A 24253-nucleotide genomic window follows, 5' to 3' on the forward strand; every position below is an offset into this window, starting at 1 on the left:
ATCGCGCAGCCGGGCAGAGACCATAGCGGCGCAACAGTCTCGGCCGGATCAGAAGACCGAGTGCCACATGCGGCCGAAGAAGCCACGCTGCGTGGAGCCGGGAACCACACTGTGATCGGCGAGCAGGTTGCGGTTGCGCAGCATATTGTAGCTGTAACGATACCACTGGCTGTTCGGGTAATTATACCCGAGGACCGATGCGGCCTTGCGGGCTTCATCGACAAGACCAAGCTCAAGATTGACTTCGACGATACGCTCGAGCGCTTCGGCAACGTGATTGGTCGTCTGGAAGTCCGCCACCACGCGCTGGTAGCGGCCAAGCGCGGCTTCGTAATTATGCTGTTGCTGGTAATAACGCCCGACGAGCATTTCCTTGCCTGCCAGATGGTCGCGGCAGAGATCGATCTTGAGCTGGGCATCGCGCGCATAAGCCGTTTGAGGGAAGCGTGTAACAACTTCCTCAAGCGCATTCAGTGCCTCAACGGTTCCCTGCTGGTCGCGCTGGACCTCGGCAATCTGCTCGTAATAGCAGAGTGCGCGCAGATAATAGGCATATGCGGCGTCAGGGCTGGTTGGATGCAGCAATAGATAGCGCTCGAGCTGCTGGACGGAGAGCGCATATTCGCCCTGCAGATAATAGGCATAGCCTTCCATCAGCTCGGCATTACCAACATAGCCGGAATAGGGATAATTCTGCTGCAGCAGCTCGAATTCGCCGCTCGCCAGGGTGTAACGCTTTGAATGCAGCGCATCGATACCGTAATTATACAGTGCCTCGGCGCTCGCGACTTTGGGTGCCTTGACCTCTTCCTTGTTCGAAAAGAGGGAGCAGCCGCTCATGAGCAGAAAACTGCTCGCCATTGTTGCGGCAGCGAGACGCTGACGCTTGCGCGCAGGAGGTACGTTACGTTCTGTGTTCTGATGCATGCCGACTCTTCCACTGACGAACGGTCTTATATCACGCCTGACCATTCGCGGAAGACCTGGGCGCACGAGATCGTTTCTCTTACGCCGTTGCGCGCAATTCCGTTCTCGACGATTCTTCACTACCGACGAAACGCCAGTTCTCGGCGGAGGCAAACAAGGCTCTCAGCAGCTTGTTATTAAGCGTATGCCCCGATTTATGGCCCATGAAACCGGCTTGGAGCGTATGCCCGGCCAGATAGAGATCGCCCACGGCATCCATGAGCTTGTGGCGCACGAATTCCTTGGGATGACGCAGCCCGCAGGGATTCAGAACCGTTTCGCCTTCGACCACGATCGCGTTATGCAACGATCCACCCCGAGCGAGCCCCATCTTCTGAAGCGCCTCGATTTCCTTGCGCTCGACGAAGGTACGGCAGAAACCGACTTCCTGACGAAAACGCTCCAGGTTGAGTGGCATGGCGTGGCGTTGCTGGCCGATCACCGACGCCGAGAAGTCGATGGACATGGCGAGAGCAAAGCCGGAACGGGCCGGGCGCAGCTCGGCGAAAGCACCGCTCTCTTCCTCGACATGGACAGGGCGCAGGACTTCAATGACGGCGCGCGGCAACTCCAGAATCTGGGTGCCAGCGCACTGGATGAGAAAATCGAACTCCGCAGCGGAGCCATCCAGAACGGGAGTCTCCGGGCCGTCGATCTCGATACGGGCGTTATCGATGCCATTGGCATGAAGCGCCGCCATAAGATGCTCGATCGTGGCAACGCGGATCTCCGGGGTGCCGGAATTTGCGATGACCGTGCTGAGACGAGTGCAGACAACATTGTCGTAGCGCGCGGCGATAGGCGCTGAGCTGGTCAGATCAACGCGCTCGAAAACGATGCCGTGGCCTGCCGGTGCTGGGTTGAGCGTCATGCGTACCTGTGCACCGCTGTGCAGGCCGATACCTACGCAGGTGATAGCCTTCTTGAGCGTGTTCTGAAGCGGGGTACGTGGCGCGTTGCCGGGAAGGATGGAGAAGGAGGAGGGCGTGGAGGAGAGCGGGAGAGGCACGATCGATGCTTTGAACGGTGTTTCGGCCGTGATCTGCATGATGAGAGGCTCTCCTTGGTTTGGGCCGGTTTCAGCCCGGATCCTGCGGAAAGCTGTAACCGCTATGAGGGAGAGCAGACCAGTCAATGTTTATTGCCAAGTATTACGGCCTAAGGTCCTGAAACTGAAGTCGATTTTCAGTTTCAGGATGTAACGTAACGCCCGCCTCAGCGTCCCTGTTCGCGTCGCAGGAAAGCCGGAATATCAAGGCCGTTCTCGTCACCAGCGTCATGAGACGCGCTCACCCGTGGTATCTCCTCACGTTCCACGACGGTCGGTTCATTGCGCGCCGGTTCGTGATGAGTCGGCGTGGTCGAGGAGACAGGGCGCCCGCGCAGGGCGCCGGTCACGATTCCGAACAGGCTGCGCGGCTGGGACTGGGGTTCTGGCGCCGGACGCTGTCCCTGATCCGAAAAGAGGCCTGCGCGCGGTGACGGCGCATGGGGCTGAGGCTGTTTCGCAGCCTGCTGCGGTACCGTATGCGGCGAGGGAGCCGCCGAGGCGCCACCCTGATTATCCAGCGTGTAGTGAGGCTGCTGACGAGGCACCGAGGCGTAGGTCGAGGCGGGCTGGAACGGGGGTTGAGAGCCGCCGCCCTGAGTCACCTCGGCACCGTCCGGGGTAACGGGCGCTGGCTCAGATGTCTCGGCATGGGTCTCGACGATCTCAGGCTCAGGCACACGGCTGCCATCGATACCGGTTGCGACAACCGATACGCGCATCCGCCCATTGAGCGATGGATCGATGGCCGAGCCCCAGATCACGATGGCATCATCCGACACCTCCTGGCGGATGCGCTCGACGGCCTGATCGACTTCATACAGCGTCATGTCGTCGCCGCCGGTGATGTTGATCAACAGGCCACGCGCGCCGGACATCGAGGAGTCTTCGAGCAGCGGGTTGGAGATTGCGCGATTCGCGGCTTCAAGCGCTCGATCCTCGCCTTCCGTTTCGCCCGTTCCCATCATGGCCTTGCCCATTTCCGCCATGACGGTGCGGATATCGGCGAAGTCGAGGTTGACCAGGCCGGGGGCCATCATCAGATCGGTCACGCCACGAACGCCCATATAGAGCACTTCGTCTGCCATCTTGAACGCTTCACGCAGCGTCGTATGCATGGTGGCCATGCGAAAGAGATTCTGGTTGGGGATGACGATCAGGGTATCGACATATTGCTGAAGTTCGGCAATGCCCGCTTCAGCAGCTTTCTTGCGGCGCCCGCCTTCAAAGCCAAAAGGTGTGCTGACGACGCCCACGGTCAGGATCTTGCGCTCGCGTGCCATTCTCGCGATCACCGGAGCCGCGCCTGTGCCCGTGCCACCGCCCATTCCCGCCGTCACGAACACCATATGCGCGCCGTCGATGTGGCGCGCGATCTCATCGGCGGCTTCCTCGGCGGCAGCCTTGCCGATTTCGGGCTTTGCGCCTGCACCGAGACCCTGGGTGAGGTGCGGGCCAAGCTGAACCCGACGCTCGGCGCGCGAACCGGCAAGAGCCTGCGCATCGGTATTGGCCACGACAAACTCGACGCCCTGAAGCTGCATCTCGATCATGTTGTTGACGGCATTCATGCCACCGCCGCCCACACCGATGACGGTGATACGGGGAGAAAAATCAGAATAGTTGTATTGCGGGGCAGTGAGATTGAGCGTCATGGCGTGATCCGAATAGGGCTGAAATCAGTCTCGAATGGCAGGAGAATGACTATAGAGCATGTACTACATAGGTTACTTTTTCCTCACGCGCGACCCCTAATGAAATGCACGAGGCGCTTTAGCATGCCTCCCGCGCGCGGCTCGGGGGCATCGGCGTCATGGAAGCTGCGATCAGCACCTGCAGCCCAGGCCAGCAGCCCCGAAGCGGTGGAGAAACCGGCAGAATTGGCCCCGATTTCAGGCAGGCCGACAATGCCCAGGGGACGGCCCAGTCTGACGGGACGATCCAGAATACGCGCCGCCATGGGGCCGACACCGTCGAGCAGAGACGCCCCCCCGGTCAGGACCACACGCTCGCGCCCGGTCCGACCAAATCCCGCGTCGTCGAGCCTGTCGCGGACCAGTTCGAGTGTCTCCTCGATGCGCGGACGAATGGCGGAAACGAGCCGTGCCCGTGAAACGGTGGTCAACGATCCCGCTGCTTCGCCGATTTTCTGAAGCGTGATCAGTTCGCTGCTGTCCTCGGCCGAAAGCTCGGCTGCGCCGTATTTGGTCTTCAGGCGCTCGGCTTCATCCAGCGATGTCGAGAGCATGCCCGCCAGATCGCGAGTGACATGCAGCCCCCCCACGGGCAGGAATGCGGTGTGGCGCAGCATTCCCTCGCCGAATACTGCGACCGAGGTCGTACCCCCGCCCATATCGACCACGGTTGCACCAAGTTCGCGCTCATCAGCGTCGAGTACCGAGAGTCCTGAGGCAAAAGCTGCAGAGACGAGATTGGTCATCTTGAGTTCTGAGCGCATCAGCACGGAATCGAGTGTACGAACGGCGGCCGTGGCCGCGTCAACGACATGCAACCGTGCGGTGAGCTGTTCGCAGACCTGCCCACGCGGATCGACGATGCCGTAAGTATCGTCCACCGCGTAGCCGATGGGCAGGGTGTGGATGACCGTACGTCCTTCGGTATAGGCGCGTGCCTGACCCTCGGCCACGACACGGCTCATATCGGCTTCTCCGACTTCACGGCCGCCGATCGGCATGCGCGCATTGAACAGCCGGCTCTCAGGATGACCGCATGAGAGATTGACCGTGATATTGTCCAGTCGTCGGTCAGCCGCGTCTTCCGCCTGCCCGACAGTGGCCCTGATAGCCTGTTCGGCCTCCTTGAGATCGACGATATTGCCGTTTCGTATCCCGCGTGAGCGCCGCCATCCATAGCCGAGAACGCGTAACGTGCCATCGGCCTCTCCCCGCCCGATCAGGCAGGTCATCTTGGTCGAGCCGATATCGAGCACGCCGAAAACACCAACGCGCCAATGCCGCGGCAAAGCGGGCTCATCAGCCGGGGGCAATGCCAGGATATGGTCTTCTGACCGCTCCTGATTGCGTCGCCCCGTGCTTACTGGCAGCAGGGCGCGACTGCGGACGGTGCGACGGCGCTTCTTGCGGGGAGCTTCCGGATCGGTCGTGACGAGATCGTTCATTCTGCCGGGGCTCCATTGAGTGGCTGAGGGGCGGGCAAGGGGCGTTCCGCATCCTGTGGCGGAACCGGACGGGTCGCTGAGGGGCTTTGGGTCGGATGCGGTGCGGGAATCATCCGGTTGTTCCCTGCATCACCCGCAGTCGAGGGCGTTCGCTCCTTCATCGGTCGCATCGCCGGGCCGCGGCCCTGATCGGCACCTCTGTCGGTTTCCGAACGGCCACTCACCGGTTTCCTGGCCGGAGAGTCGACGCGGCTCTTCCCGCCATCGGTAGCGGAGGAAGACGGTTTAGGCGCCGTATCCGAATTCACCGTGCCATCGGCAGGCTTGCCGTCGCTGTTCTCGGCTGCGGGTGCGTTCTGATGAATGACCATGCGGTCGGGAAGGCGCATGTCGATCGATACGACCGGGCGTTCCAGCAGACGAAATTGTGCCTGATACTGCGCCAGGCGGGCCAGTGCTGCCTGTTCCTGCCCTTCAGGCAAAAGCACGGAGGCGCCATCGCGCAGGGTCAGATTCCAGCGCCGCTGGCCGATCCGGACCGCGGCCACCACGAAATCCTTGACCACTGGATTGGCCGTCATCGCATCTACAAGGGACGATGCGGCGACATTCGCCCCTTCACCCACCACAAGCGGCAGGCGAATGAAGGCCTGACCGTTCTTGCCTTCAAGCCCCTGATCAGGAACTTTCTCTCCTGCGCGGTTGATCAGGATGAAATGGCCATGATCCTGCCAGACGGCAATCGGACTGCGCTCGACAATGCTCACGATCACCGTATCGGGCATATGGCGCGACACCATGGCATGATCGACAAAGGGCAGAGTGTCGATCCGGTCGCGCGCCGCCGAGACCGAAAACCCGAATATTGGCTGGCCGACCGACGTGCCGAGCGCCTTCATCAGATCTTCTTCAGGAGTGAGATTGCGGCCCTCGACACGAATGGTCTTGATCTGGAATGGCAGGTACTGGACCAGTTTCGCGCGGTAAGGTGCGAAACGGGATTCCGAGCTCGACAGATGCAACGCCGAAATTCCGAATCCCGCCAGTCCGAGCAGGATGAGAAAAGCGACGAACAGACGCAGCCCGCGCTTGTGCCGGCGCATGAACAGCGCGAGACGGGCAGGCCTGTCCTGCTGCACCGGGCCGCGATAAGGCGCGTCTGGCCGTCTGTTTTTCATGCAGGGCGTTTACCGCGTGTCGTCAGGGCGTCACGCACCAGCCAGTCGCAGAGCTCGGGGTAGGAAATGCCGCAATAGGCTGCCTGCTCGGGCAAAAGTGAGGTTGCCGTCATGCCGGGCTGCGTATTGACCTCCAGCAGGATCAAGCGGGCGTTGTCCTCGTCATAGCGGAAGTCGGAGCGTGAGGCACCGGAGCATCCCAGCGCCTTGTGCGCCGCTTCTGCACAGCGCAGGGCCTGTTCGAAAATCGCCTCAGGGACTTGCGCCGGAACATGATGCACCGAGCCGCCAGGCGCGTATTTGGCATCGAAATCATAGAAATCACCCGTCGGCGAGGCCGCCACGATATCGGTCACGGTCAGGGCGCGATCACCCAGCACCGCGACGGTGAGCTCGCGACCGGGGATGTATTCCTCGACCAGCGCCTCATGGCCATAGGCCCAGCCTGCGGCGATGGTCTGGCGACGATTGCTCCCTGTGCGTACGATCTCGACCCCGAAGGACGAGCCTTCGGCAATAGGTTTGACCACATAGGGTGTGGGAAGCGGATCGGCGTCCGCCAGCTCCTCCATGGTGACCACACGCCCTTCTGCCACGGGCAGCCCGGCAGCGGCAAAGACCCGTCGCGAGGCATCCTTGTCCATCGCGAGAGACGATGCGCGTATGGAGGAATGGGTATAGGGCAGGCCCATCCATTCAAGCACGCCCTGAATGGCGCCATCTTCACCCAGCGGGCCATGGAGTGCGTTGAACACCACATCGGGTGACGCAGCGCGCAATGCCCTGATCGTCTCCACCAGATCAGGACCGGCATCGACACTCACCACGTCATGACCGGCCTCGACAAGAGCCTGCGCCACGCCCGCGCCGCTACGCAGGCTGACCGGACGCTCGCTGGAAATTCCTCCCTGCAGGACGGCAATTTTCAGGCTCATGGCGTTTCCTCCCGGCGCAATTCGTCGACTGATGGTGTGTCTTTTTGCTGAGCGTGGTCGTGCAAGACTTCCCCAGCTTTTCTGCCCAGTCGCTTGATCTCCCAGTGCAGCGCGATGCCGCTATGGTCGAGCACACGCTGGCGCACGAGATCGCCAAGCGTCTCCAGATCCGCGCTCGTGGCCTCGCCCAGATTGAGCAGGAAGTTGCAGTGTTTTTCGCTTACCTGCGCGCCGCCCTGGATGAGTCCCCGACATCCGGCCTCGTCGATCAGTTGCCACGCCTTGTGCCCGTCCGGATTGCGAAAGGTCGAGCCGCCTGTACGCGATTTGATGGGCTGCGAGGCTTCGCGTGCCTCCTTGATCCCGGCAATATGGGCGCGGATCTGCGCCTTGTCGCCCGGCTGGGCCCTCAGGCGCGCGCGCAGCACGATGGCCCCCTGAGGCAGCACGGCATGGCGATAGGTGAAGGCCAAGGCGGGATTATCGAGTTTCGTGATCGATCCGTCCGGCAGCAGGACCTCTGCCCAGTCGAGCACGGCGTTGATATCGGAGCCATAGGCCCCGGCATTCATCACCACCGCCCCACCTATCGACCCCGGAATTCCGGCGAGGAACTCCACGCCCGCCAGACCGGCACCTGCGGCCTGCTCGGCCACCATCATGTCGAGCGCCGCAGCCCCGGCGATCAGCCCGTCCGGTTCGATCACGATCTCCGCAAAGCCGCCCGCCAGACGCACCACGAGTCCATCCAGCCCGCCATCGCGAATGATGACATTCGAACACGCCCCGAGCACGGTAACCGGGGTATGCGGGGGCAGGGCGGCCAGGGTTTCGGCCAGATCCTGCGCATCCTTGGGGACAAAGAGGGCCTCGGCATTGCCGCCGGTACGAAACCACGCGCGTGGGCCGAGCGGCGCATCGAAGCTCAGCCTCCCCCTTGGGGTAAGATCACGAAGCGCGGTGCTCATGATGCCTTGCCATTCAGCGCGGCGAGCTGCCCAGGCAGGGCCTGCGCCCAGTTGGTAATGGTGCCGGCGCCGAGGCAGACCACGAAATCACCGGGCTTTGCGATGGCATTGATCATCTCGGCCAAATGTTCCGGGCCGGGCAGCGGCACGACCGAGCGATGGCCGCTTGCGCGGAGCCCCTCGATGAGGGAGTCGCGGCTGATCCCCTCGATCGGGGCCTCACCCGCAGCGTAGACGTCGGTCACGATCACCGTGCCGGCATCGTTCATGCAGGTGCAGAAATCGCTGAACAGGGCCTCGAGGCGCGAATAGCGATGGGGCTGCACCACGGCAATCACGTCGCGCGCACCAGCCTGACGTGCGGCGCGCAGAACTGCCGCGATCTCGACCGGATGATGGCCGTAATCGTCGATTACGGTGATGCCGTTGAAGTCGCCACAGCGCGTGAAGCGACGCTTGACGCCACGGAAACCGGCCAGAGCCAGGCGGATCGTCTCGTCATTGATGTCCATCTCGCTCGCGACCGCAATCGCGGCGAGCGCGTTGAGTACATTATGCTGCCCGAGCATCGGCAGGCGGAACGGCCCGGCCCTGCGCGTCGTCTTTTGCGTGCGGCTCGTGATGACGACTTCAAACGTCGCGCCCAGACGGTCGGTGATCAGCTTGTCGGCGCGCACATCGGCCTGAGGGCTGAAGCCATAGGTCACCACGCGATGATCGGACAGGCGCGGGATCATCTGCTGGACGGCTGGGTGATCGATGCAGAGCACGGCAAAACCATAGAACGGGATATTGGACACGAACTGATCATAGGCGGCCTGCATGGCCTCGGCCGTGCCCCAGTGATCCAGATGCTCGGGATCCATATTGGTGACGACCGCAATTACGGCCGGAAGACGCAGGAAGGAGCCGTCGCTCTCATCGGCCTCGACCACCATCCAGTCGCCCGAGCCCATACGCGTATTTGTGCCATAGGCCTCGATGATGCCACCGTTGATGACCGTGGGATCGAGCCGGGCCTGCTCAAGCACGCAGGCCACGAGGCTGGTGGTAGTGGTCTTGCCATGGGTGCCGCCGATGGCCACGGCCCAGCGCAGACGCATCAGCTCGGCCAGCATTTCGGCGCGACGCACGACGGGGATCAGCCGAGCCCGTGCGGCAAGCACTTCAGGATTGTCCTTCTTGACCGCCGTCGAGGTCACAACGACCTGCGCCGTCCCCAGATTGGCCTCATCATGACCAATCGCCACGATGATGCCGAGCTTGCGCAGGCGCAGGACGTTGGCATTCTCGCTGATATCGGAGCCCTGCACCTTGTAGCCCAGCATATGCAGCACTTCGGCGATTCCAGACATGCCAATACCGCCGATGCCGACGAAATGGATGGTGCCAATGGAAAGGGGAAGTGCGCGCATGGACCAGGCTTTCAGAGAAACAGCAAAGGATCGGTTGACGAGGTGACGTGTCAGGAAACGGGGGAGCGGTAATCCACTATGCGGGCTTCGACAAGGTCGGCCAGCAGGCGGGCGCTCTGCGGATGGGCGAAGCGTCTTGCCGCAGCCGCTGCCCCCGCAAGTCGCTCAGGGTCGTTCAGCAGCGGGGCCAGGAACGCGGCAAGGGCATCGGGGGTGAAATCCTTCTGGCGGAACATCCAGGCCCCGCCTTCATCGACCAGTTGGGTCGCATTTGCCCCCTGCTCATCAGAAGCGGCAATCGGCAAGGGGACGAGGATCGACGGCTTTCCCGCAATCGTCAGTTCCGCCACTGAGGAGCCGCCAGCACGGCCGATGACGAGATGCGCCTTTTGCAAAAGAGAGGCCACGTCGGAGAAGAATGGCGCCAGAACGCAATCGATGCCCGCCTTGTCATAAGCGGCCTGTACCTCTGGAATATCCTTGTTATGCACCTGCTGGGTTACATGGAGCCTGGCTTTGAACCCCGGCGGTAGCTGCGCCAGCGCCGCAGGCACGGTGGTCGAGAATACGCGGGCCCCCAGCGACCCACCCCAGACCAGAAGATGGAGCGCGTCGCCCGGTGGCGTGTAGGGCGTGTCCAGCAGGGCCTCGATCTCCGGGCGCACCGGCATGCCGGTGAGCGCCGCGCGCAGACCAAGCGGCAACCTTGCGACGGTGGGAAAGGAGGTCGCGATGGATGTCGCGAAACGTGCCAGGAGCGCATTGGCCTGACCCAGAACCGCGTTGCCTTCGTGCAGGATCACGAGCGGGCGTCTGGAGCCAGGCAGGAAGCGGCTACCAAGAATGGGCGGCACCGAGGGGTACCCGCCGAAACCGATCACGGCGACCGGGTTGATTTGACGATGCAGTGCCCGTGCGGCCCAGGCGCCGCGCAAGAGCGCAGTCATACCGCGCAGCTTGGTCGTGATGCCCTTTCCCGCCACACCGGTGCCCTCGAGCACATATTGTGGCCGGTCCTTGAAGATGCCGCTGGTGCGTTTGCCTGCCCGTTTGTCGGTCATGAGCACCAGTTCATGACCGCGCGCGGCGAGTTCGGTCGCGAGGGCTTCTGCCGGGAAGAAATGGCCACCCGTTCCCCCTGCAGCGATCACGATTGGACGGGTCATGAATTCGATCCTTCCCGAAGCGAGGTCCAGTGGCCCTGACTCGCGTAAGTGGAACTGATGGGGCTGGCCAAAACCTGATGCCGTGTCAGCGCCAGCACCATGCCAAGCGTAAGGGCAATGGAGAGAGCCGACGAGCCTCCGTAGGAGATGAGCGGCAGCGTCATGCCCTTGGTTGGAATCAGATGCAAGGTCGAGCCCATATTGATGAAAGCCTGCAGGCCAAAGCCTGCGACCAGGCCTGAGGCGGACGTAATCACGAAAGGATCGCTCTCGCGCATCAGCTTGAGCAATGTGCGGACCACGATCACGACGAAGATCAGGATGATGAAGAGGCAGATGAAAAGCCCGTATTCCTCGCCTGCAACGGCAAAGACGAAGTCGGCATGGGCGTCAGGCAGTAGATCCTTGACCCGTCCCTCGCCGGGGCCGCGCCCCATCATTCCGCCATTACCGAAGGCGCGCAGGGCGGTGTCGATCTGGTAGTGATCGCCCACATTCGGATGCAGGAAGCGCTCGACACGTGATCGAACATGCGGGAAGGCCACATAGGCGCCTGCGAAGGCTGCGATCATCGCGCCAACACCCGCACCCACGAAAATGACGGGCAGACCATTTACGAATAGCTGGATGAAGAACACCATCGTGATGACGGACAACATCCCGATATCGGGCTGGGATTTCAGAAGCAGCAGAATGAGTCCGAAACAGCCAAACGCAATCAGCATGCCGGGAAAACGCATCGACCCGAAGATGACCCGGCGGCGCTGCTCCGCCAACAGCCATCCCGTGACCACGGCGAAGAAGGGCTTGAGGAATTCGGAGGGCTGAACCGACATCATGGGAAGCGCGATCCAGCGACGCGCCCCCTTGATCTCCACGCCATGGACAAGCGTCATGAAAGTCGCCGCAAGGGCGATGACCCCACCGATCAGGGCAAGGCGCCTGACCGCTGGGCGGGAAAGCCCGGAGACGCCAAGCACCACGGCCCCTGCGAGAAGCAGGAAGATGACCTGTTTGAGAATGAACATCTCGCGCGATGCGCCGATGCGCACGGCCACGGCCGGGCTTGCAGCGAGCATGAGAATATAACCGAACGCGATCAGAATCCCGACGCAGCAGAGCGTGACGCGATCGACATTGCGCCACCAGCGTCCGATTCTGGACGTATCGACACGTGAATGCCCTGCCATCTTAACTCAATCCCCCAAGGCCCTGCAGATCAGGGCGATCCTGTTTCACGCCGTGCGTCCACTCGGTCCAGACGTGACAGGATATCGATAAAATGCGCGCCACGCGCCTCAAAACTCGCAAACTGATCGAAGCTTGCGCAGGCAGGGGAAAGCAGAACGACAGGCACGCCGAGCGCCTTGGCGGTTTCGAGGCTGGCCATGGTGGCGGCTTCGAGCGTTTCGACGCTCTCACAGGCTACGCCGTGCGTCTCCAGAGTCTCACGAAGAAGGGGCGCATCGCGACCGATCAGATAGGCCTTGGCAATCCGGTCAAAAAGGGGCGCCAGAGCCTGGATCCCGCCGGACTTGGCAATGCCCCCGGCAATCCAGATGATCCTGTCATAACAGAGCAGCGCCTTTTCTGCGGCTTCGGCATTGGTGGCCTTGCTGTCATTGATGAAGCGTATGCCATCGATGCTAGCGGCCAGAGCCTGTCGATGGGGCAGGCCGGGATAGCTGCGCAGCCCATCCGTGATCATCTCATCCGAGAGACCGAGATGGCGCGCCATGGCCTGGGCAACCAGGGCATTTTGCAGATTATGCTTCCCGGGGAGGGCAGGAGCTTCTTCGAGTGCGGCAGATATTCCGCGTACGGTATCCGGATTATCGACCGAGACGAGGGTGACAGTCAGACCCTTCGCAATCAGTTCCTGCGCCTGAGCGCAGCAAGGGGCGTCATCCACCCCGATAACCGCCAGATCGCGAGGGGTCATGTTGTCGAAGACATGGCGTTTGGCGCTGGCATAACCCGCCATTGTGCCATGGCGGTCCAGGTGATCCGGTGTCAGATTGAGCAGGCAGGCCGTCGAGGCGTGGAAGCTCTCCAGCCGTTCGAGCATGTAGGATGACATTTCGATCACATACACGCCCTCATCGGGCAGGAGCGGCAGGGCAAGGGAAGCTGTACCGAGATTGCCTCCTGCCGCGACAGGCACACGGGCTTTCTCGAGCATATGCGCCAGCAGCGCCGTAGTGGTGGATTTGCCGTTCGTGCCGGTCACCGAGGCGAAACGCGCCAGCGAACCCGCTTTGCGCACGGCGCGATAGAGGATCTCTGCATCCGACAGGACGGGCACCCCGGCTTGCTGGGCAAGCAGGGCAACCGGATGCGGAGCAGGCAGATGATGCGGGATACCCGGTGAGAGGATCAACGCTTCGAAACCCGTCAGGTCCTCAAGCGGGGCCGCGATGAAGCGGGCAGCGTTCCCGTCGCGAGCGAAATCGTTGGGTCCGGGTGGGGCTTTGTCGTCCCATGCCTGCACTTCCGCCCCCATGGCGAGAAGCGCTGACACGACGGCCGCGCCGTTTCGGCCGAGGCCCAGCACGGCAAAGCGCGAGCCAGCAAAGAGATCGGAGGGGAAGGCGCGTATCGTCATCTTAGCGCAGCTTCAGCGTCGCAAGGCCGGCCAGCCCCAGCAGGATAGAGACGATCCAGAAACGGATGACGATCTTGGGCTCCTGCCAGCCCTTCTTTTCGAAGTGATGATGCAGTGGCGCCATCAGAAAGACGCGGCGCTTGGTGCGTTTGTACCAGAAGACCTGGATCACGACAGAAAGCGTCTCCACCACGAAGAGACCGCCTACGATGCAGAGTACCAGCTCATGTTTGACGGCAACGGCGATGGCGCCCAGTGCCCCGCCTAGAGAGAGCGAGCCCGTATCACCCATGAACACGTCAGCGGGTGTCGCATTGAACCACAGAAAGCCGAGCCCAGCCCCGATGAGGGCCGCGCAGAACACGCCGAGTTCCCCTGTGCCTGGAACCAGATGAAGCTGCAGGTAGTCGGCAAAGACGCGATTGCCGACCAGATAGGCGATCAGCGCGAAAACCAAAGCGGCAATCACCACCGGCACGATGGCCAGCCCGTCCAGGCCATCCGTGAAATTTACGGCATTGCCGAACCCGGTCATGACGATCATGGCAAAGAGCGGGAAGGCAAAACCCAGCGGCAGGAGGAAATCCTTGACGAAGGGAAAGGCCACCATGTTCCGCAGTTCGGGCGGCATGAGGCTCTCCATCCAGTACCCCGCGATCAGAGACGCGGCAAACTCGCTTCCCAGACGTGCCCGCTTGGACACGCCTTTCGTGTTGCGCTTGGAGAGCTTGAGATAGTCATCCGCAAACCCCACCGCACCGAATGCCGCTGTGACGAACATCGCCGCCCAGACAAAACCGTTGGTGAGGTCGGCCCAGAGCAGGGTCGAGGCAAAAAGCGCAATCAGGATGAGCATTCCACCCATCGTGGGCGTGCCGGCCTTCTCGAGAATATGCCGCTCGGGACCGAGCGTGCGTATGGGCTGACCCTCGCGCTGGATGCGCTTGAGCTGGGCAATGAAAGGGCGGCCGAAGACGAGCGAGATGACGAACGCCGTCAGACAGGCCCCGCCCGAGCGGAAGGTCAGGTAATGGAAAAGATTGAAGAAACCGCCATGGGTCGTGTCGTGAATGGCAATCAGATTATACAGCATCAGCCCGACACGCCCCCAGCAAGAAGAGGGGTGACAATGTCGCGCATGCGACTGCCAAGACTGCCTTTTACGAGAACCACGTCACCGGCTTTCAGATTGGATTGGACGAAGGGGGCGAGAGATGCCGCGTCTGGTTGCCAGACGCCACGCTTTTCTTCGGCAAGCGCGTCAAAAACATGGCGCATATGCGGGCAGCAGCAAAAAACCAGATCCGCATGGGCCATCAGATCGGGCAGGAGGGCCAGATGCTCGCGCTCGGCGAAATCACCCAGTTCGCGGATATCGCCCAGTACGGCGATACGACGCTTGGCTGGCATGAGCGCAAGGGTCTCCAGCGCTGCGCGTATCGACAGAACAGAGGCGTTATAGCTCTCATCCAAAAGTGCGGCCTGACCGCCCAGGATGGGTTGCACCTGTCCGCGCCCGGCGCCGGGGCGCCAGATTGCGAGCGCTGCTGCCGCCTTGTCGAGGGATAATCCGAGCGCATCGATCGTGGCCAGAACCAGCCCCGCATTGCGGATGAGGTGGCTTCCAGGTGCGGAAAGCATGATGTCACGGTTCATGAACTTGAACCGCGAGCCTTCCGCTCCGGTTTCGAGCGCTGTCAGCCGATAGCTGGCGTGTGCGCTCAGCCCGACGCGGGAAATCCGGCAGCCCGACCGCGCGGCGGCGCCGGCAAGAATGGCCTCCATGCCGGTATCATCTGGTACAATGGCCACGCCCTGCGCCGAGAGCGCGCCGATGAGATCGGATTTTTCCTCCGCAATGGCTTCTACACTGCCCATATGGCCCAGATGGGCACTGCCTATGGTTGTGATGACAGCGATATCGGGTTGCACCATGGCAGCGAGTGGCGCGATCTCGCCGCGGTGGTTCATGCCGATCTCGGCCACGCAGAAGGCGGTATCACGCGGCATTCTTGCCAGGGTGAGGGGCACCCCCCAGTGATTATTATAGGAAGCGATGGCGGCATGGGTGGGCCCGATGGAAGCCAGCGCGCAATGCAGCATGTTCTTCGTGGTGGTCTTGCCGACCGAGCCGGTCACCCCGACCATTTTCCCGGTAAAGCGCGCCCGTGCGGCATGGCCGAGGGCGCGCAGCCCTTCCATCGTATCGGCCACACGCAACAGGCGCGGGTCGGAGACATCACCGGCCTCATGCACCATGACACAGGAAGCGCCCTTTGCCAGGGCCACCGCCACATGGGCATGGCCATTGCTGTTCTCTCCCTGCAAGGCGATGAACAGGTCGCCAGGCTCGAGACTGCGCGTATCGATGGAAATGCCGGTCACCACGATCTCGGCGTCGAGCATGCCATGCGTCGCGGCACGCAGTTCCGCGCTGGTCCAGAGGGTGTTCATGGGGCGACCCCGGCCAACTCGCGAATGACGGCACGATCGTCGAAGGGGGTGGTGACACCGGCCACCGTCTGACCGCTTTCATGACCCTTGCCAGCCACAACGACCACATCGCCCGCCCGCGCTTGCGCAAGGGCTGCGGCAATGGCTGCGCGACGATCGCCGATTTCGAGGGCGTCGGGGCAGGCTGCCCTGATGGCGGCGCGTATGCTGGCGGGGTCTTCGCTGCGCGGATTGTCGTCGGTGACAATGGCCAGATCGGCCAGCCTTGCGGCAATCTCTCCCATAAGAGGACGCTTGCCCCTGTCACGATCTCCGCCCGCGCCGAAGACGACGATCAGGCGGTTTGAGGCGTGAGGGCGCAAACTGTGCAGCAGGTGCTCGAGCGCGTCCGGCGTATGGGCATAATCCACGTAAAGACCGGCCCCGTTATCGAGCGTTGCCGCAAGCTCGGCCCGCCCACGCACACCGGTGAGCCGGGGGAGTAGATCCAGCACAGCGCGCGCGTCCTCATGCTGCTCAAAGGCCATGGCGGCGGCCAGAAGCACGTTATCAACCTGGAAACGTCCGGTGAGTCCAAGTTCGATTTCAGGCAGAGCTTCGCCGAAGAGCGAAAGAGAGATGATCTGCCCATGGGGCAGGGGTGTTGCGCGTAGCAGGCGCAGGGTTTCGCCCTGCTCGCCCACGCACCGCAGTTTGAGCCCACGGGACTGCGCCAGTTCGCGGAGGGCGGACACCGTTACCGCATCCATGTCCGCATTGATCGCGGCGACTGCGCCCTGTGGCAGGAGGCTGGAAAAAAGGCGCAGCTTGGCAGCTCGATAGGCTTCCATCGTGCCATGATAATCAAGGTGGTCGCGCGTCAGATTGCTGAACCCGCCTGCGTGAAGCGCGACGCCATCGAGACGATTCTGCTCGAGCCCGTGCGATGACGCCTCTAGTGCTACATGCTCGATTCCGGCAGATTTGAGCCGGGCAAGCGTTTGAACCATGGAGACCGCATCAGGCGTTGTGAGCGGGGGCGGAGCCTCGACCGGGACATCGCTGATGAGACCGAGCGTTCCGATACTGGCCGACATCGTGCCGGACAAAGACCAGAGCTGGCGCAGGAAATCAGCCGTGCTGCTCTTGCCATTCGTACCGGTGACGGCAGCAATGCGCGCCGGCTGCGGCCCCGCCAGCGCTCTGGCAAGCACAGCAAGATCATGGCGCGCCCCCTGTGAGGCGACCAGCGGCACGTCTGCTGCGACGGTCGTCGTTTCCGGCAGCAGAAGCGCGGCTGCTCCCTGGGACAGGGCCTGGGGAATGAAGCGTGCGCCATCGGTCGCGACGCCGGGCAAGGCGGCGAAGATCATGCCGGGCCCTACGGCGCGGCTGTCAGCGGTGATCCCTGTGATTTCGGGGTCGGCCGTTGCTGAATCGACGGCGAGAGGCGGGACCGGGAGTCCGGCCCGCTTCAGGAGTTCGGAAAGGCGCATGGCTCAGCCTCGTTCAGAAGAGTGACGCGCGGCGCGCTCGGTGGCCTTCGCAGCGAGCTTGGCGGCTTTCTCGGCAGCCTTGGCGGCGTCTTTTTCCGCCTTTTCCTTTTGCGCAGCGATGCGCGGATCACCCGGATCGTTGCCGGGGCCAAGGGCGCGTTTACCCGGCGGAATGCCGGGTTCGAGCGGTATGGCCATTTCGGCATCAATTTTTGCGGCGTTCTTCGTGTCGGGAAACAGCCCGAGCATCGGCCCGATACGTGCAATCAGCTTTCCTGTCGTCGGGGCGGCGTTCCAGCCAGACGTCACGAAGCCGTGGGTCTTGGGGGTGGGGTGTGGCGAATCAAGCATGACATAGACGGCATAGCGCGGCGCATTCATCGGGAAAATCGAGGTAAAGGCCGAGATATTGACGTGCTTCAGATATCGGCCATTCGGTCCGACCTTTTCAGCCGTACCGGTTTTGCCGCCTACGAAATAGCCGGGTACTTCCGCGCTGCGCGCCGTGCCCTGCGTTACGTCAAGACGCAGCATCTTGCGGATGAGCCTCGAATTTTCCTCCGATACGACCCGGTCACCCTGAGGCTGCGGCGGCGGGGCGGGGGCATCGCCCGAGGCATCGCTCTCGGGCCTGAAGGCGGCGGGTACAACAGGGGCGCCCGCAGGTGCGGCCGCACCCGTCGTGCCAGATTGTGTTCCGCCGGGTGCATTCAGGGGGGCACCGCCGGGCGCGGTCGCACCGGGGGGGAGGGCCTCCTCATCCGGTTTTGCGCCGTCATCCTGTTCGCGTGCCACGAGAGTAGGCTTGATCAGAATGCCGCCATTCACCGTGGCAGCGGTGCCGCGCACGATAGAGAGCGGTGGCTCAGCCACGCCGTGACCGAAGCCGACCGTCATGACAGTCGAAACGCCCCAGTTCTTCGAAGACGGCACGATGGGACGCCCGGCTTCCGGCAGTTCGATCGGCACGCGATTGAAGAACCCCATATTGCGCAGCCATTCCTGCTGCCGTTTTGCGCCCACGTCGAGAGCGATATGCGCGGCAGCCGGGTTCGATGACTTGGCAAGAACGTCGGGAAGGGCGAGCCAGGGCGCGAAGTGATCGGTCTTGATATCCGAGATGGTGAAGCGACCGATATGGATGGGGATGGTCGAGAAGCGATCCCAGATATGGGCCACGCCATATTCGATGGCCATGGCCGCGGTCTGAAGCTTGAAGGTCGAGCCCGGTTCGTACATGCCCGTGACGGCGCGGTTGAACCGTGCATCGGCAGGCGCATGGCCGAACTCATTGGCGTCGTAATCGGGCAGGCTGACCATGGAGATGATCTCGCCCGTATTCACATCCATCACGATGGCCGCAGCCCCGATGGCCTGAAACTCGTCCATGGCGGCCTGGGTCACTTCCCGGGCCACGGCCTGGATACGCACGTCCAGCGACAGACGCAGCGGGGTGCGATCCTTGTTGAGACGCTCGTTGAAATAACGTTCGATCCCGGCGACGCCGTGATCGTCGATATCCACCCCGCCCAGAATCTGCGCGGCGGTGCGGCCCAGCGGGTAATGACGTCGCTCGCTCGCTTCGAAATAGATGCCCGGAATGCCCAGATTATTGATGGCGATTTCCTGCACGGGCGAGATATCACGGGCGATATAGACAAACTGCTTCTTCAGCGAGAGTCGGCGTGTTGTCTCTGCCTCGTCGAGCTGGGGCAGTACGGATTTGAGCTTCTTCGCTGCATCCGGGGCGTCGATCAGCTCCATCGGATTGGCATAGACCTGAGCCACAGGCAGAGAAAGGGCGAGGGTCTGCCCATTACGATCGACGATGCTCGCGCGATGCACATCCGGTAACGAGAAATCGCCTGCGATCTGCCCTTTCGGGTCGCTTTTCGGAATTTCAGGCACCTGTGAAGCGATCTGTCGCTTCTCGGGGGCCATGGGCATGAAAACGGTGGCGAGGCTCAGTTTGCCTGCCACGAGGCCGAAAAGGACCAGAAACCCGAGCCCGACCCCGATCAGTCTTGTGTGCATCTGGTCGAGCGACGCCCTGACCCGCTTGGTGCTCTTGCCTTCAGGACGCGAGGGCGCGCCACCGGAATGGCCCGACCTGTTGGGGGGAGGTGTCCTGCCAGCCATGCTCAGCCGCTTTCATATCCGCTCAATTGGCAAGAGGCGTAGGCGGTGGCAGAGCATCACCATAGCCGGCGAGGGATGAAGAAGATCCGGAATCGCTTTGCACATGATGGGGCTTGGGTGCCTGCATGGCAATCTCCGCGTTGCCATGCGTCACATGGGGGGAAGCGCTGACATGGGCACTGTGCCATGAGGTGGCGGGCGTCGCCTGCGGACGATTGCCCCGAAAGCTCGCCAGACGAACGGCCAGATCGGTATCGCCTGTGCCGGCCGCGCCGGGACGCGTTGTGGCATGAACGACGGCATCATAGCGATGGCTGTGATGGGCTGCCTGCCCAAGTTCATCAGAGACCATATGAGGGCGGCTGCTCTGCTGGGCGAGTTCGACCACAGGGCGTTGGGTGGGCGCGTGCAGGGCATGAGGCGCGGCCGTGGCTGCATGGGCAGGAGGCTGGGCGCGCGGGGTAGCCGAGGCAAGGGCGACACGTGCCGGTGCGGTCGCGGCAGGGGCGATGACCGGCGGGGCGGGCAATGCGGGTGCAGAGCGGTGACGAGCGGGCTCGGCGCTCGCCACGAGGGCTGCCGTATCACGTGCCGCCGGAGCGGATGGGGTCGGGGCCACAGTCTTCGGCTCTGCGGGCTTGACCGCGGGGGCGACGACACTCGGAGCGGCGGGGGCGTTCGACACGGCGATGCTCAGGCTCTCGCGCGGATCGCGGAAGGCAGGTTTCGAACTGGGCGCAGGCAGCCCCTCGATCATGCTCGCCAGGCGCACATATTGCGTGGGAGCCATGGGATGAAGCTGCCCCAGGAAACGCCCGGAAAGCGCACTGAGGCGGTCCGGCTGGTTGAGTAGCGCCCATTGGGTCCGCAGCATCGCCGTTTGCTGTCTGACGCGTTCGGTCTTTTGCACCACATTTGTGATGTTCTGATCGAGCACTGTCGTTTCATGCTTCTTCGTATAGAGAAACAGTCCCGAACCACCAGCAAGAAGCGCGCAGAGAAGAGTGAACGGCCGGATCATGAGAGAGACCCCCTAACAGAGGCTGATGGTGCGGTACGAAGAAGGCTACGCAGTTTGGCGCTGCGCGAACGGGGATTGCGACTGATCTCGTCATCCGAGGCGAGGACAGGGCGGGTATGGGGCAGGACGTAATCCGGCGTGACAAAGCGCTCGGCCATGGGTTCATGGCGTGACGGGCGGCTTACCCGCCCCGCGGCCTGGGCAAAGGCGCGTTTCACGAGACGATCTTCCAGGGAATGGAAGGTCACCACCACAAGGCGGCCATTTTCGGCTAACAGGGACGGCGCCTCATCCAGAGCGCGCTGTAATTCGCCGAGCTCATCATTCACCGCAATTCGCAATGCCTGAAAGGTGCGCGTGGCAGGATGAATGCCCGATTTGTCGGGACGCACGACACTGCGCACGACATCGGCCAGGCGCGCGGTGGTGAGGATCGGTTCTTCCTGACGCGCACGCACGATGGCACCGGCGATCCGGCGCGAAAGACGATCTTCACCGTAATGGTAGATGATATCGGCCAGCTCGGCCTCTTCGGCCTCGTTCACCAGATCGGCAGCGGAGCGACCCGACTGCGCCATACGCATGTCGAGCGGGCCATCATGCCTGAATGAGAAACCACGCTCGGCTTCGTCGAGCTGATAGGAAGACACGCCAATATCGAGCACGATGCCGTCGAAAGGGGCAGCGTCACCGAGGAGTTCCGCCATGGCACCGAACGTGCCCTCTACAGGTATCAGACGATGCGCGGGGGCGTCGGCTGAAAGGGCCGCGGCGAGGGCTTCGGCACGCGCAATGGCGGTGGGATCGCGGTCGATCCCCCAGACGCTGCATGCCGCGCGGGCCAGAATGCCCCGCGTATAGCCGCCTCCACCAAAGGTGCCATCCACGTAACGACCGCTCTCATGCGGTGCGAGGGCGTCGAGGACTTCCGGCAGCATCACGGGGACATGGCCAGGGTCATGGCCGGTCAGCAGAGCAAGGGGAGAGAGCGCATTCATGACGCCACCCCGTTCGGCGCAGCGGCGCGGCTGGTCATGCGGCGCGCACGGGCGCGTGCCTCTTCGCGGCGTTTGGCGCCAGCCTCAGGCTCCCAGATCTGGAATACGCGTCCGAGACCCATGAAGGAAATCTCGTCGGTGAGATTGGCGTGACGCTTGAGCACATCCGGCAGAATGATGCGGCCTTCCTTGTCGGCATCGATCGGATAGGCGTCCGCATAGAGACTGGCGGCGAGGTCGTCATGGTCATCGGAGAAGATATCAAGTGACTCGACAGGACCCGCCAGCGTGGCAAAGGCGGCACTCGGCCATGCCTCGATGCAGGGATGCAGATGGGAGGGACGCAAGATCACGAGGCTCTCATCGGGCTGGGCCTGCGCCCTGAGGGCGGCGCGGAAGGAGGCCGGAATGGACACGCGGCCCTTGGCGTCGAAACGGTTCTGATGCGTGCCGAGAAACACACTCACGCCGTTCGATGCCTCCTCTTTCCGCTGGAGTAATTGCCGCTGATGTTTCGCTCCCGGCACGGGACAAGGCGCTGCGCTTCATGTCAGAAGGACCGTCCGGGATAGATTTGGGATATCATGGGATTTCATGGGACGTCAAACAATTCGCGCGCAAAAACCGCAGAATTTCGGAGTTTTTTTGAATGCGGCAATTTGCATGTTCTTATTATGTTCTTGTGGGCAATAAAAAGAAACTGCCCGGACATCGCAATACATCGTTTTTGTTATGTTCTTATTAAGGCATGGCTGCGGAACATTGCGGCATGATTGTGGCGCAAAATGCCCTTCGAGCCGGATTGGGCCACGTTATTCGGGCGTCATATGTCATGATTCGGCTGCCAGATCCTGCCGCCGCTTCAAGCAGGAAGTCTCCTAGATTGAGGGGGCAACGAAGAGAGCGATCCATCGCGCTCCGACACGCGGGTAATGTCAGACGGTCTGTAAGCCGGGTTCTGTCCGCCCTGAGGCGGGGCGATCATTCCTCTGGGACCGGTCTTGCAACCGGCCTCACGCAACCAACCCGAATGACAAGGCGGGAGAGCCTCTGATCCCATCCCGAGGGATGGATCCGCCATTCCTATTCGGTCTTGCTCCCGATGGGGTTTGCCCTGCCTCCCGCGTTACCGAAGGAGCGGTGCGCTCTTACCGCACCGTTTCACCCTTGCCTGCAGCCCGAAAGCCGGGCAGGCGGTTTGTTTTCTGTGGCACTTTCCCTAGGGTCACCCCCGCCGGCCGTTAGCCGGCATCGTTCTCCCGTGGAGCCCGGACTTTCCTCCATCACGACGGTTCTCACCGGCGCAGCAGCGATCGCCCGACCGTCTGACGGGCGCAACCTGACCGATGCGCTCCCCAGGGTCAAGCGCCACACCGGGAATTTATCCTTCATTCCACCTCTAATAAGTTTGCCCTGACCGGCGAGCCTGGTCAGGCAGCTGCGAGATGGGCAGGGAAGCGCGTCGTCCCCAGGGGGCAGGGCGCTGAATCGAGGATCGTGATCATCATAGTCCCGCCATGCGGGCCAACGGGAAAAGGAAGGGGGATGAAAGCCGCGCCCGAGGTCCAGCGGCATGCCGATGTATCGCGCGGATGCCATCCTTCCAGCGCTTCGTCGTCAAGATGCACGACAATATCACGTGTGCCCTGGTCGTCGGTGAGCGTTATCCTCCCGACAAGAACGCCCAATGTCCGCCTGTCATCGATGAAGGCGCCGATATCGACCGCAGGGATGAAGCAGCGTGCATGCAGGATCACGGTGCGCGTATCGGCAGGGAGGCCGAAAGCGACCGTCGTCCCGCCGGTGAAGCGGGGCGGGAGGACATGCCCGTGTTCCGTGCTCATACAGAGCCCGGCAGCGCGGGGATCACGCGGGTCGCGTTGACGCGAAAGCGGCGCAATATGACCGTAACGAACATGGAGAGACGCAACGAAGGGCGGCGTTACATCGACCGGCAGCGGGATAAGCGCAGCGCGGCTTGCCTGAGCACCCTCAGAGGTTGTTCGCTCTTCCGCCGGGTTCGGCTGTGCCGGGAGATAACTCTCGACGGGCAAGCCATTGGCGAACAGGACCTCATGCCTTTCCAGTTCGAGATTGTAGTAACGATAGGAGGCAGAGCCTGTCTCGTAGATGACTGAGTTTTTGTTGACCAGCATGCGGGCAGGGACGCATCGACCTTGAAGATACAGGCAATGTTCAGGAGTAAGCCGCAGATCCCGATGGGGGGCACCCTCACCAAAAGCGTGAGCGCAAACCCGCACAGGATGGTTGGACCAGCATTCCGCAAGGAGCGGATTGGGGGTCTGCTCCCCTTCATGGACGGCGACGATCGGCACCGCCTCGCGGCTCTCATCGCGAAGGACCGTGACCAGATCTCCCGGGCGCAACGTCTCGACGCTACGCTCACCATTCGGAGTGGCAATGAGTGTGCCGGGCAAAAAACACGGCGCGGCGCGCGTGTAGGTCACGCCCTTGTTGCCGTTATAGCTGTCGGCATTTGAAAACGCGTTTCGATCATAACCGAGACCGATATCCAGGCGTATCGTCTTGGTAAGCTGAGTGATCGTCAATATCCCGGTGGCGGGGTCGTAGCTGAAGCTGTTCGACCCGTTTCCATTCCAGATGGGGTGGATGGCTCCCGATCACGGCATCTATAGTGCCAAAGGTGAGGACGCCATCTTTGCGTACCTCTGATAGTGGAGCCATCCGAGATGACGATTACCACGATTGGTTTGGATCTGGCCAA

Annotated in this window: 19 protein-coding genes and 1 other RNA gene; all 20 read right to left on the reverse strand. The window is 62.3% G+C overall.

The window, feature by feature from the left end; genetic code table 11:
* Nucleotides 1–48: 48 nt before the first annotated feature.
* Nucleotides 49–927, reverse strand: coding sequence for an outer membrane protein assembly factor BamD (locus WFJ47_RS13750; protein ID WP_408868662.1), 879 nt, complete (start codon nucleotides 925–927; stop codon nucleotides 49–51).
* 79 nt (nucleotides 928–1006) lie between these two features.
* Nucleotides 1007–2014 (reverse strand): UDP-3-O-acyl-N-acetylglucosamine deacetylase, encoded by a 1008-nt coding sequence (gene lpxC, locus WFJ47_RS13755; RefSeq protein WP_336763749.1) that lies wholly within the window; start codon nucleotides 2012–2014, stop codon nucleotides 1007–1009.
* Between the two features lie 167 nt (nucleotides 2015–2181).
* Nucleotides 2182–3669, reverse strand: coding sequence for a cell division protein FtsZ (gene ftsZ / locus WFJ47_RS13760; RefSeq protein ID WP_336763751.1), 1488 nt, complete (start codon nucleotides 3667–3669; stop codon nucleotides 2182–2184).
* A gap of 83 nt (nucleotides 3670–3752) precedes the next feature.
* On the reverse strand, nucleotides 3753–5153 hold the full coding sequence (gene ftsA, locus WFJ47_RS13765) for a cell division protein FtsA (protein WP_127103053.1): 1401 nt from the start codon (nucleotides 5151–5153) through the stop codon (nucleotides 3753–3755).
* The gene (locus tag WFJ47_RS13770; RefSeq protein ID WP_336763753.1) at nucleotides 5150–6331 is read right to left on the reverse strand and encodes an FtsQ-type POTRA domain-containing protein; all 1182 of its coding nucleotides are present in this window, start codon (nucleotides 6329–6331) and stop codon (nucleotides 5150–5152) included. The genes ftsA and WFJ47_RS13770 overlap by 4 nt, the downstream gene beginning before the upstream one ends.
* A complete protein-coding gene (locus tag WFJ47_RS13775) occupies nucleotides 6328–7266 on the reverse strand; it encodes a D-alanine--D-alanine ligase (RefSeq protein WP_336763754.1) in 939 nt (312 codons plus the stop codon). The genes WFJ47_RS13770 and WFJ47_RS13775 overlap by 4 nt, the downstream gene beginning before the upstream one ends.
* Nucleotides 7263–8234, reverse strand: coding sequence for a UDP-N-acetylmuramate dehydrogenase (gene murB / locus WFJ47_RS13780; protein WP_336763755.1), 972 nt, complete (start codon nucleotides 8232–8234; stop codon nucleotides 7263–7265). The genes WFJ47_RS13775 and murB overlap by 4 nt, the downstream gene beginning before the upstream one ends.
* On the reverse strand, nucleotides 8231–9649 hold the full coding sequence (murC, locus tag WFJ47_RS13785) for a UDP-N-acetylmuramate--L-alanine ligase (protein WP_127103050.1): 1419 nt from the start codon (nucleotides 9647–9649) through the stop codon (nucleotides 8231–8233). The genes murB and murC overlap by 4 nt, the downstream gene beginning before the upstream one ends.
* Before the next feature lie 50 nt (nucleotides 9650–9699).
* Nucleotides 9700–10815: an undecaprenyldiphospho-muramoylpentapeptide beta-N-acetylglucosaminyltransferase gene (murG, locus tag WFJ47_RS13790; protein ID WP_336763756.1), complete on the reverse strand. Its 1116-nt coding sequence runs from the start codon at nucleotides 10813–10815 to the stop codon at nucleotides 9700–9702.
* The gene (locus WFJ47_RS13795; RefSeq protein WP_336763757.1) at nucleotides 10812–12005 is read right to left on the reverse strand and encodes a putative peptidoglycan glycosyltransferase FtsW; all 1194 of its coding nucleotides are present in this window, start codon (nucleotides 12003–12005) and stop codon (nucleotides 10812–10814) included. Before WFJ47_RS13795 ends, murG begins: the two co-directional genes overlap by 4 nt.
* A gap of 29 nt (nucleotides 12006–12034) precedes the next feature.
* Entirely contained in the window at nucleotides 12035–13414 is a 1380-nt protein-coding gene (gene murD, locus WFJ47_RS13800; protein ID WP_336763767.1) for a UDP-N-acetylmuramoyl-L-alanine--D-glutamate ligase, read from the reverse strand.
* 7 nt (nucleotides 13415–13421) lie between these two features.
* Nucleotides 13422–14513, reverse strand: coding sequence for a phospho-N-acetylmuramoyl-pentapeptide-transferase (gene mraY, locus WFJ47_RS13805; protein ID WP_127103047.1), 1092 nt, complete (start codon nucleotides 14511–14513; stop codon nucleotides 13422–13424).
* Complete coding sequence (gene murF, locus WFJ47_RS13810) at nucleotides 14513–15874, reverse strand: UDP-N-acetylmuramoyl-tripeptide--D-alanyl-D-alanine ligase (RefSeq protein ID WP_336763758.1); 1362 nt, start codon at nucleotides 15872–15874, stop codon at nucleotides 14513–14515. The genes mraY and murF overlap by 1 nt, the downstream gene beginning before the upstream one ends.
* Nucleotides 15871–17349, reverse strand: coding sequence for a UDP-N-acetylmuramoyl-L-alanyl-D-glutamate--2,6-diaminopimelate ligase (locus WFJ47_RS13815; protein ID WP_336763759.1), 1479 nt, complete (start codon nucleotides 17347–17349; stop codon nucleotides 15871–15873). Before WFJ47_RS13815 ends, murF begins: the two co-directional genes overlap by 4 nt.
* Before the next feature lie 3 nt (nucleotides 17350–17352).
* Complete coding sequence (locus tag WFJ47_RS13820; RefSeq protein WP_336763769.1) at nucleotides 17353–19383, reverse strand: penicillin-binding protein 2; 2031 nt, start codon at nucleotides 19381–19383, stop codon at nucleotides 17353–17355.
* A gap of 127 nt (nucleotides 19384–19510) precedes the next feature.
* A complete protein-coding gene (locus WFJ47_RS13825) occupies nucleotides 19511–20509 on the reverse strand; it encodes a hypothetical protein (RefSeq protein WP_336763761.1) in 999 nt (332 codons plus the stop codon).
* Nucleotides 20506–21507 (reverse strand): 16S rRNA (cytosine(1402)-N(4))-methyltransferase RsmH, encoded by a 1002-nt coding sequence (gene rsmH / locus WFJ47_RS13830; RefSeq protein WP_127103043.1) that lies wholly within the window; start codon nucleotides 21505–21507, stop codon nucleotides 20506–20508. Before rsmH ends, WFJ47_RS13825 begins: the two co-directional genes overlap by 4 nt.
* Nucleotides 21504–21974, reverse strand: a complete 471-nt coding sequence (gene mraZ / locus WFJ47_RS13835; protein ID WP_336763763.1) for a division/cell wall cluster transcriptional repressor MraZ — start codon at nucleotides 21972–21974, stop codon at nucleotides 21504–21506. Before mraZ ends, rsmH begins: the two co-directional genes overlap by 4 nt.
* 464 nt (nucleotides 21975–22438) lie before the next feature.
* An RNA gene (gene rnpB, locus WFJ47_RS13840) (RNase P RNA component class A) lies at nucleotides 22439–22836 on the reverse strand.
* A gap of 101 nt (nucleotides 22837–22937) precedes the next feature.
* Nucleotides 22938–24140, reverse strand: a complete 1203-nt coding sequence (locus tag WFJ47_RS13845) for a Hint domain-containing protein (RefSeq protein WP_336763771.1) — start codon at nucleotides 24138–24140, stop codon at nucleotides 22938–22940.
* Nucleotides 24141–24253 lie beyond the last annotated feature (113 nt).

Origin of the sequence: Asaia sp. VD9 (genome assembly GCF_037150015.1) — a bacterium.
Taxonomy (GTDB): domain Bacteria; phylum Pseudomonadota; class Alphaproteobacteria; order Acetobacterales; family Acetobacteraceae; genus Asaia.

Bases quoted from the DNA above. Each gene is read 5' to 3' on its own strand.
- murG (WP_336763756.1), bottom strand. From the start codon at position 10,815: ATGACCCGTCCAATCGTGATCGCTGCAGGGGGAACGGGTGGCCATTTC.
- WFJ47_RS13825 (WP_336763761.1), bottom strand. From the start codon at position 20,509: ATGATCCGGCCGTTCACTCTTCTCTGCGCGCTTCTTGCTGGTGGTTCG.
- lpxC (WP_336763749.1), bottom strand. From the start codon at position 2,014: ATGCAGATCACGGCCGAAACACCGTTCAAAGCATCGATCGTGCCTCTC.
- murC (WP_127103050.1), bottom strand. From the start codon at position 9,649: ATGCGCGCACTTCCCCTTTCCATTGGCACCATCCATTTCGTCGGCATC.
- WFJ47_RS13775 (WP_336763754.1), bottom strand. From the start codon at position 7,266: ATGAGCCTGAAAATTGCCGTCCTGCAGGGAGGAATTTCCAGCGAGCGT.
- murB (WP_336763755.1), bottom strand. From the start codon at position 8,234: ATGAGCACCGCGCTTCGTGATCTTACCCCAAGGGGGAGGCTGAGCTTC.
- WFJ47_RS13770 (WP_336763753.1), bottom strand. From the start codon at position 6,331: ATGAAAAACAGACGGCCAGACGCGCCTTATCGCGGCCCGGTGCAGCAG.
- rsmH (WP_127103043.1), bottom strand. From the start codon at position 21,507: ATGAATGCGCTCTCTCCCCTTGCTCTGCTGACCGGCCATGACCCTGGC.
- ftsZ (WP_336763751.1), bottom strand. From the start codon at position 3,669: ATGACGCTCAATCTCACTGCCCCGCAATACAACTATTCTGATTTTTCT.
- WFJ47_RS13750 (WP_408868662.1), bottom strand. From the start codon at position 927: ATGCATCAGAACACAGAACGTAACGTACCTCCTGCGCGCAAGCGTCAG.
- murF (WP_336763758.1), bottom strand. From the start codon at position 15,874: ATGAACACCCTCTGGACCAGCGCGGAACTGCGTGCCGCGACGCATGGC.
- mraY (WP_127103047.1), bottom strand. From the start codon at position 14,513: ATGCTGTATAATCTGATTGCCATTCACGACACGACCCATGGCGGTTTC.
- WFJ47_RS13815 (WP_336763759.1), bottom strand. From the start codon at position 17,349: ATGCGCCTTTCCGAACTCCTGAAGCGGGCCGGACTCCCGGTCCCGCCT.
- WFJ47_RS13820 (WP_336763769.1), bottom strand. From the start codon at position 19,383: ATGCACACAAGACTGATCGGGGTCGGGCTCGGGTTTCTGGTCCTTTTC.
- ftsA (WP_127103053.1), bottom strand. From the start codon at position 5,153: ATGAACGATCTCGTCACGACCGATCCGGAAGCTCCCCGCAAGAAGCGC.
- WFJ47_RS13795 (WP_336763757.1), bottom strand. From the start codon at position 12,005: ATGGCAGGGCATTCACGTGTCGATACGTCCAGAATCGGACGCTGGTGG.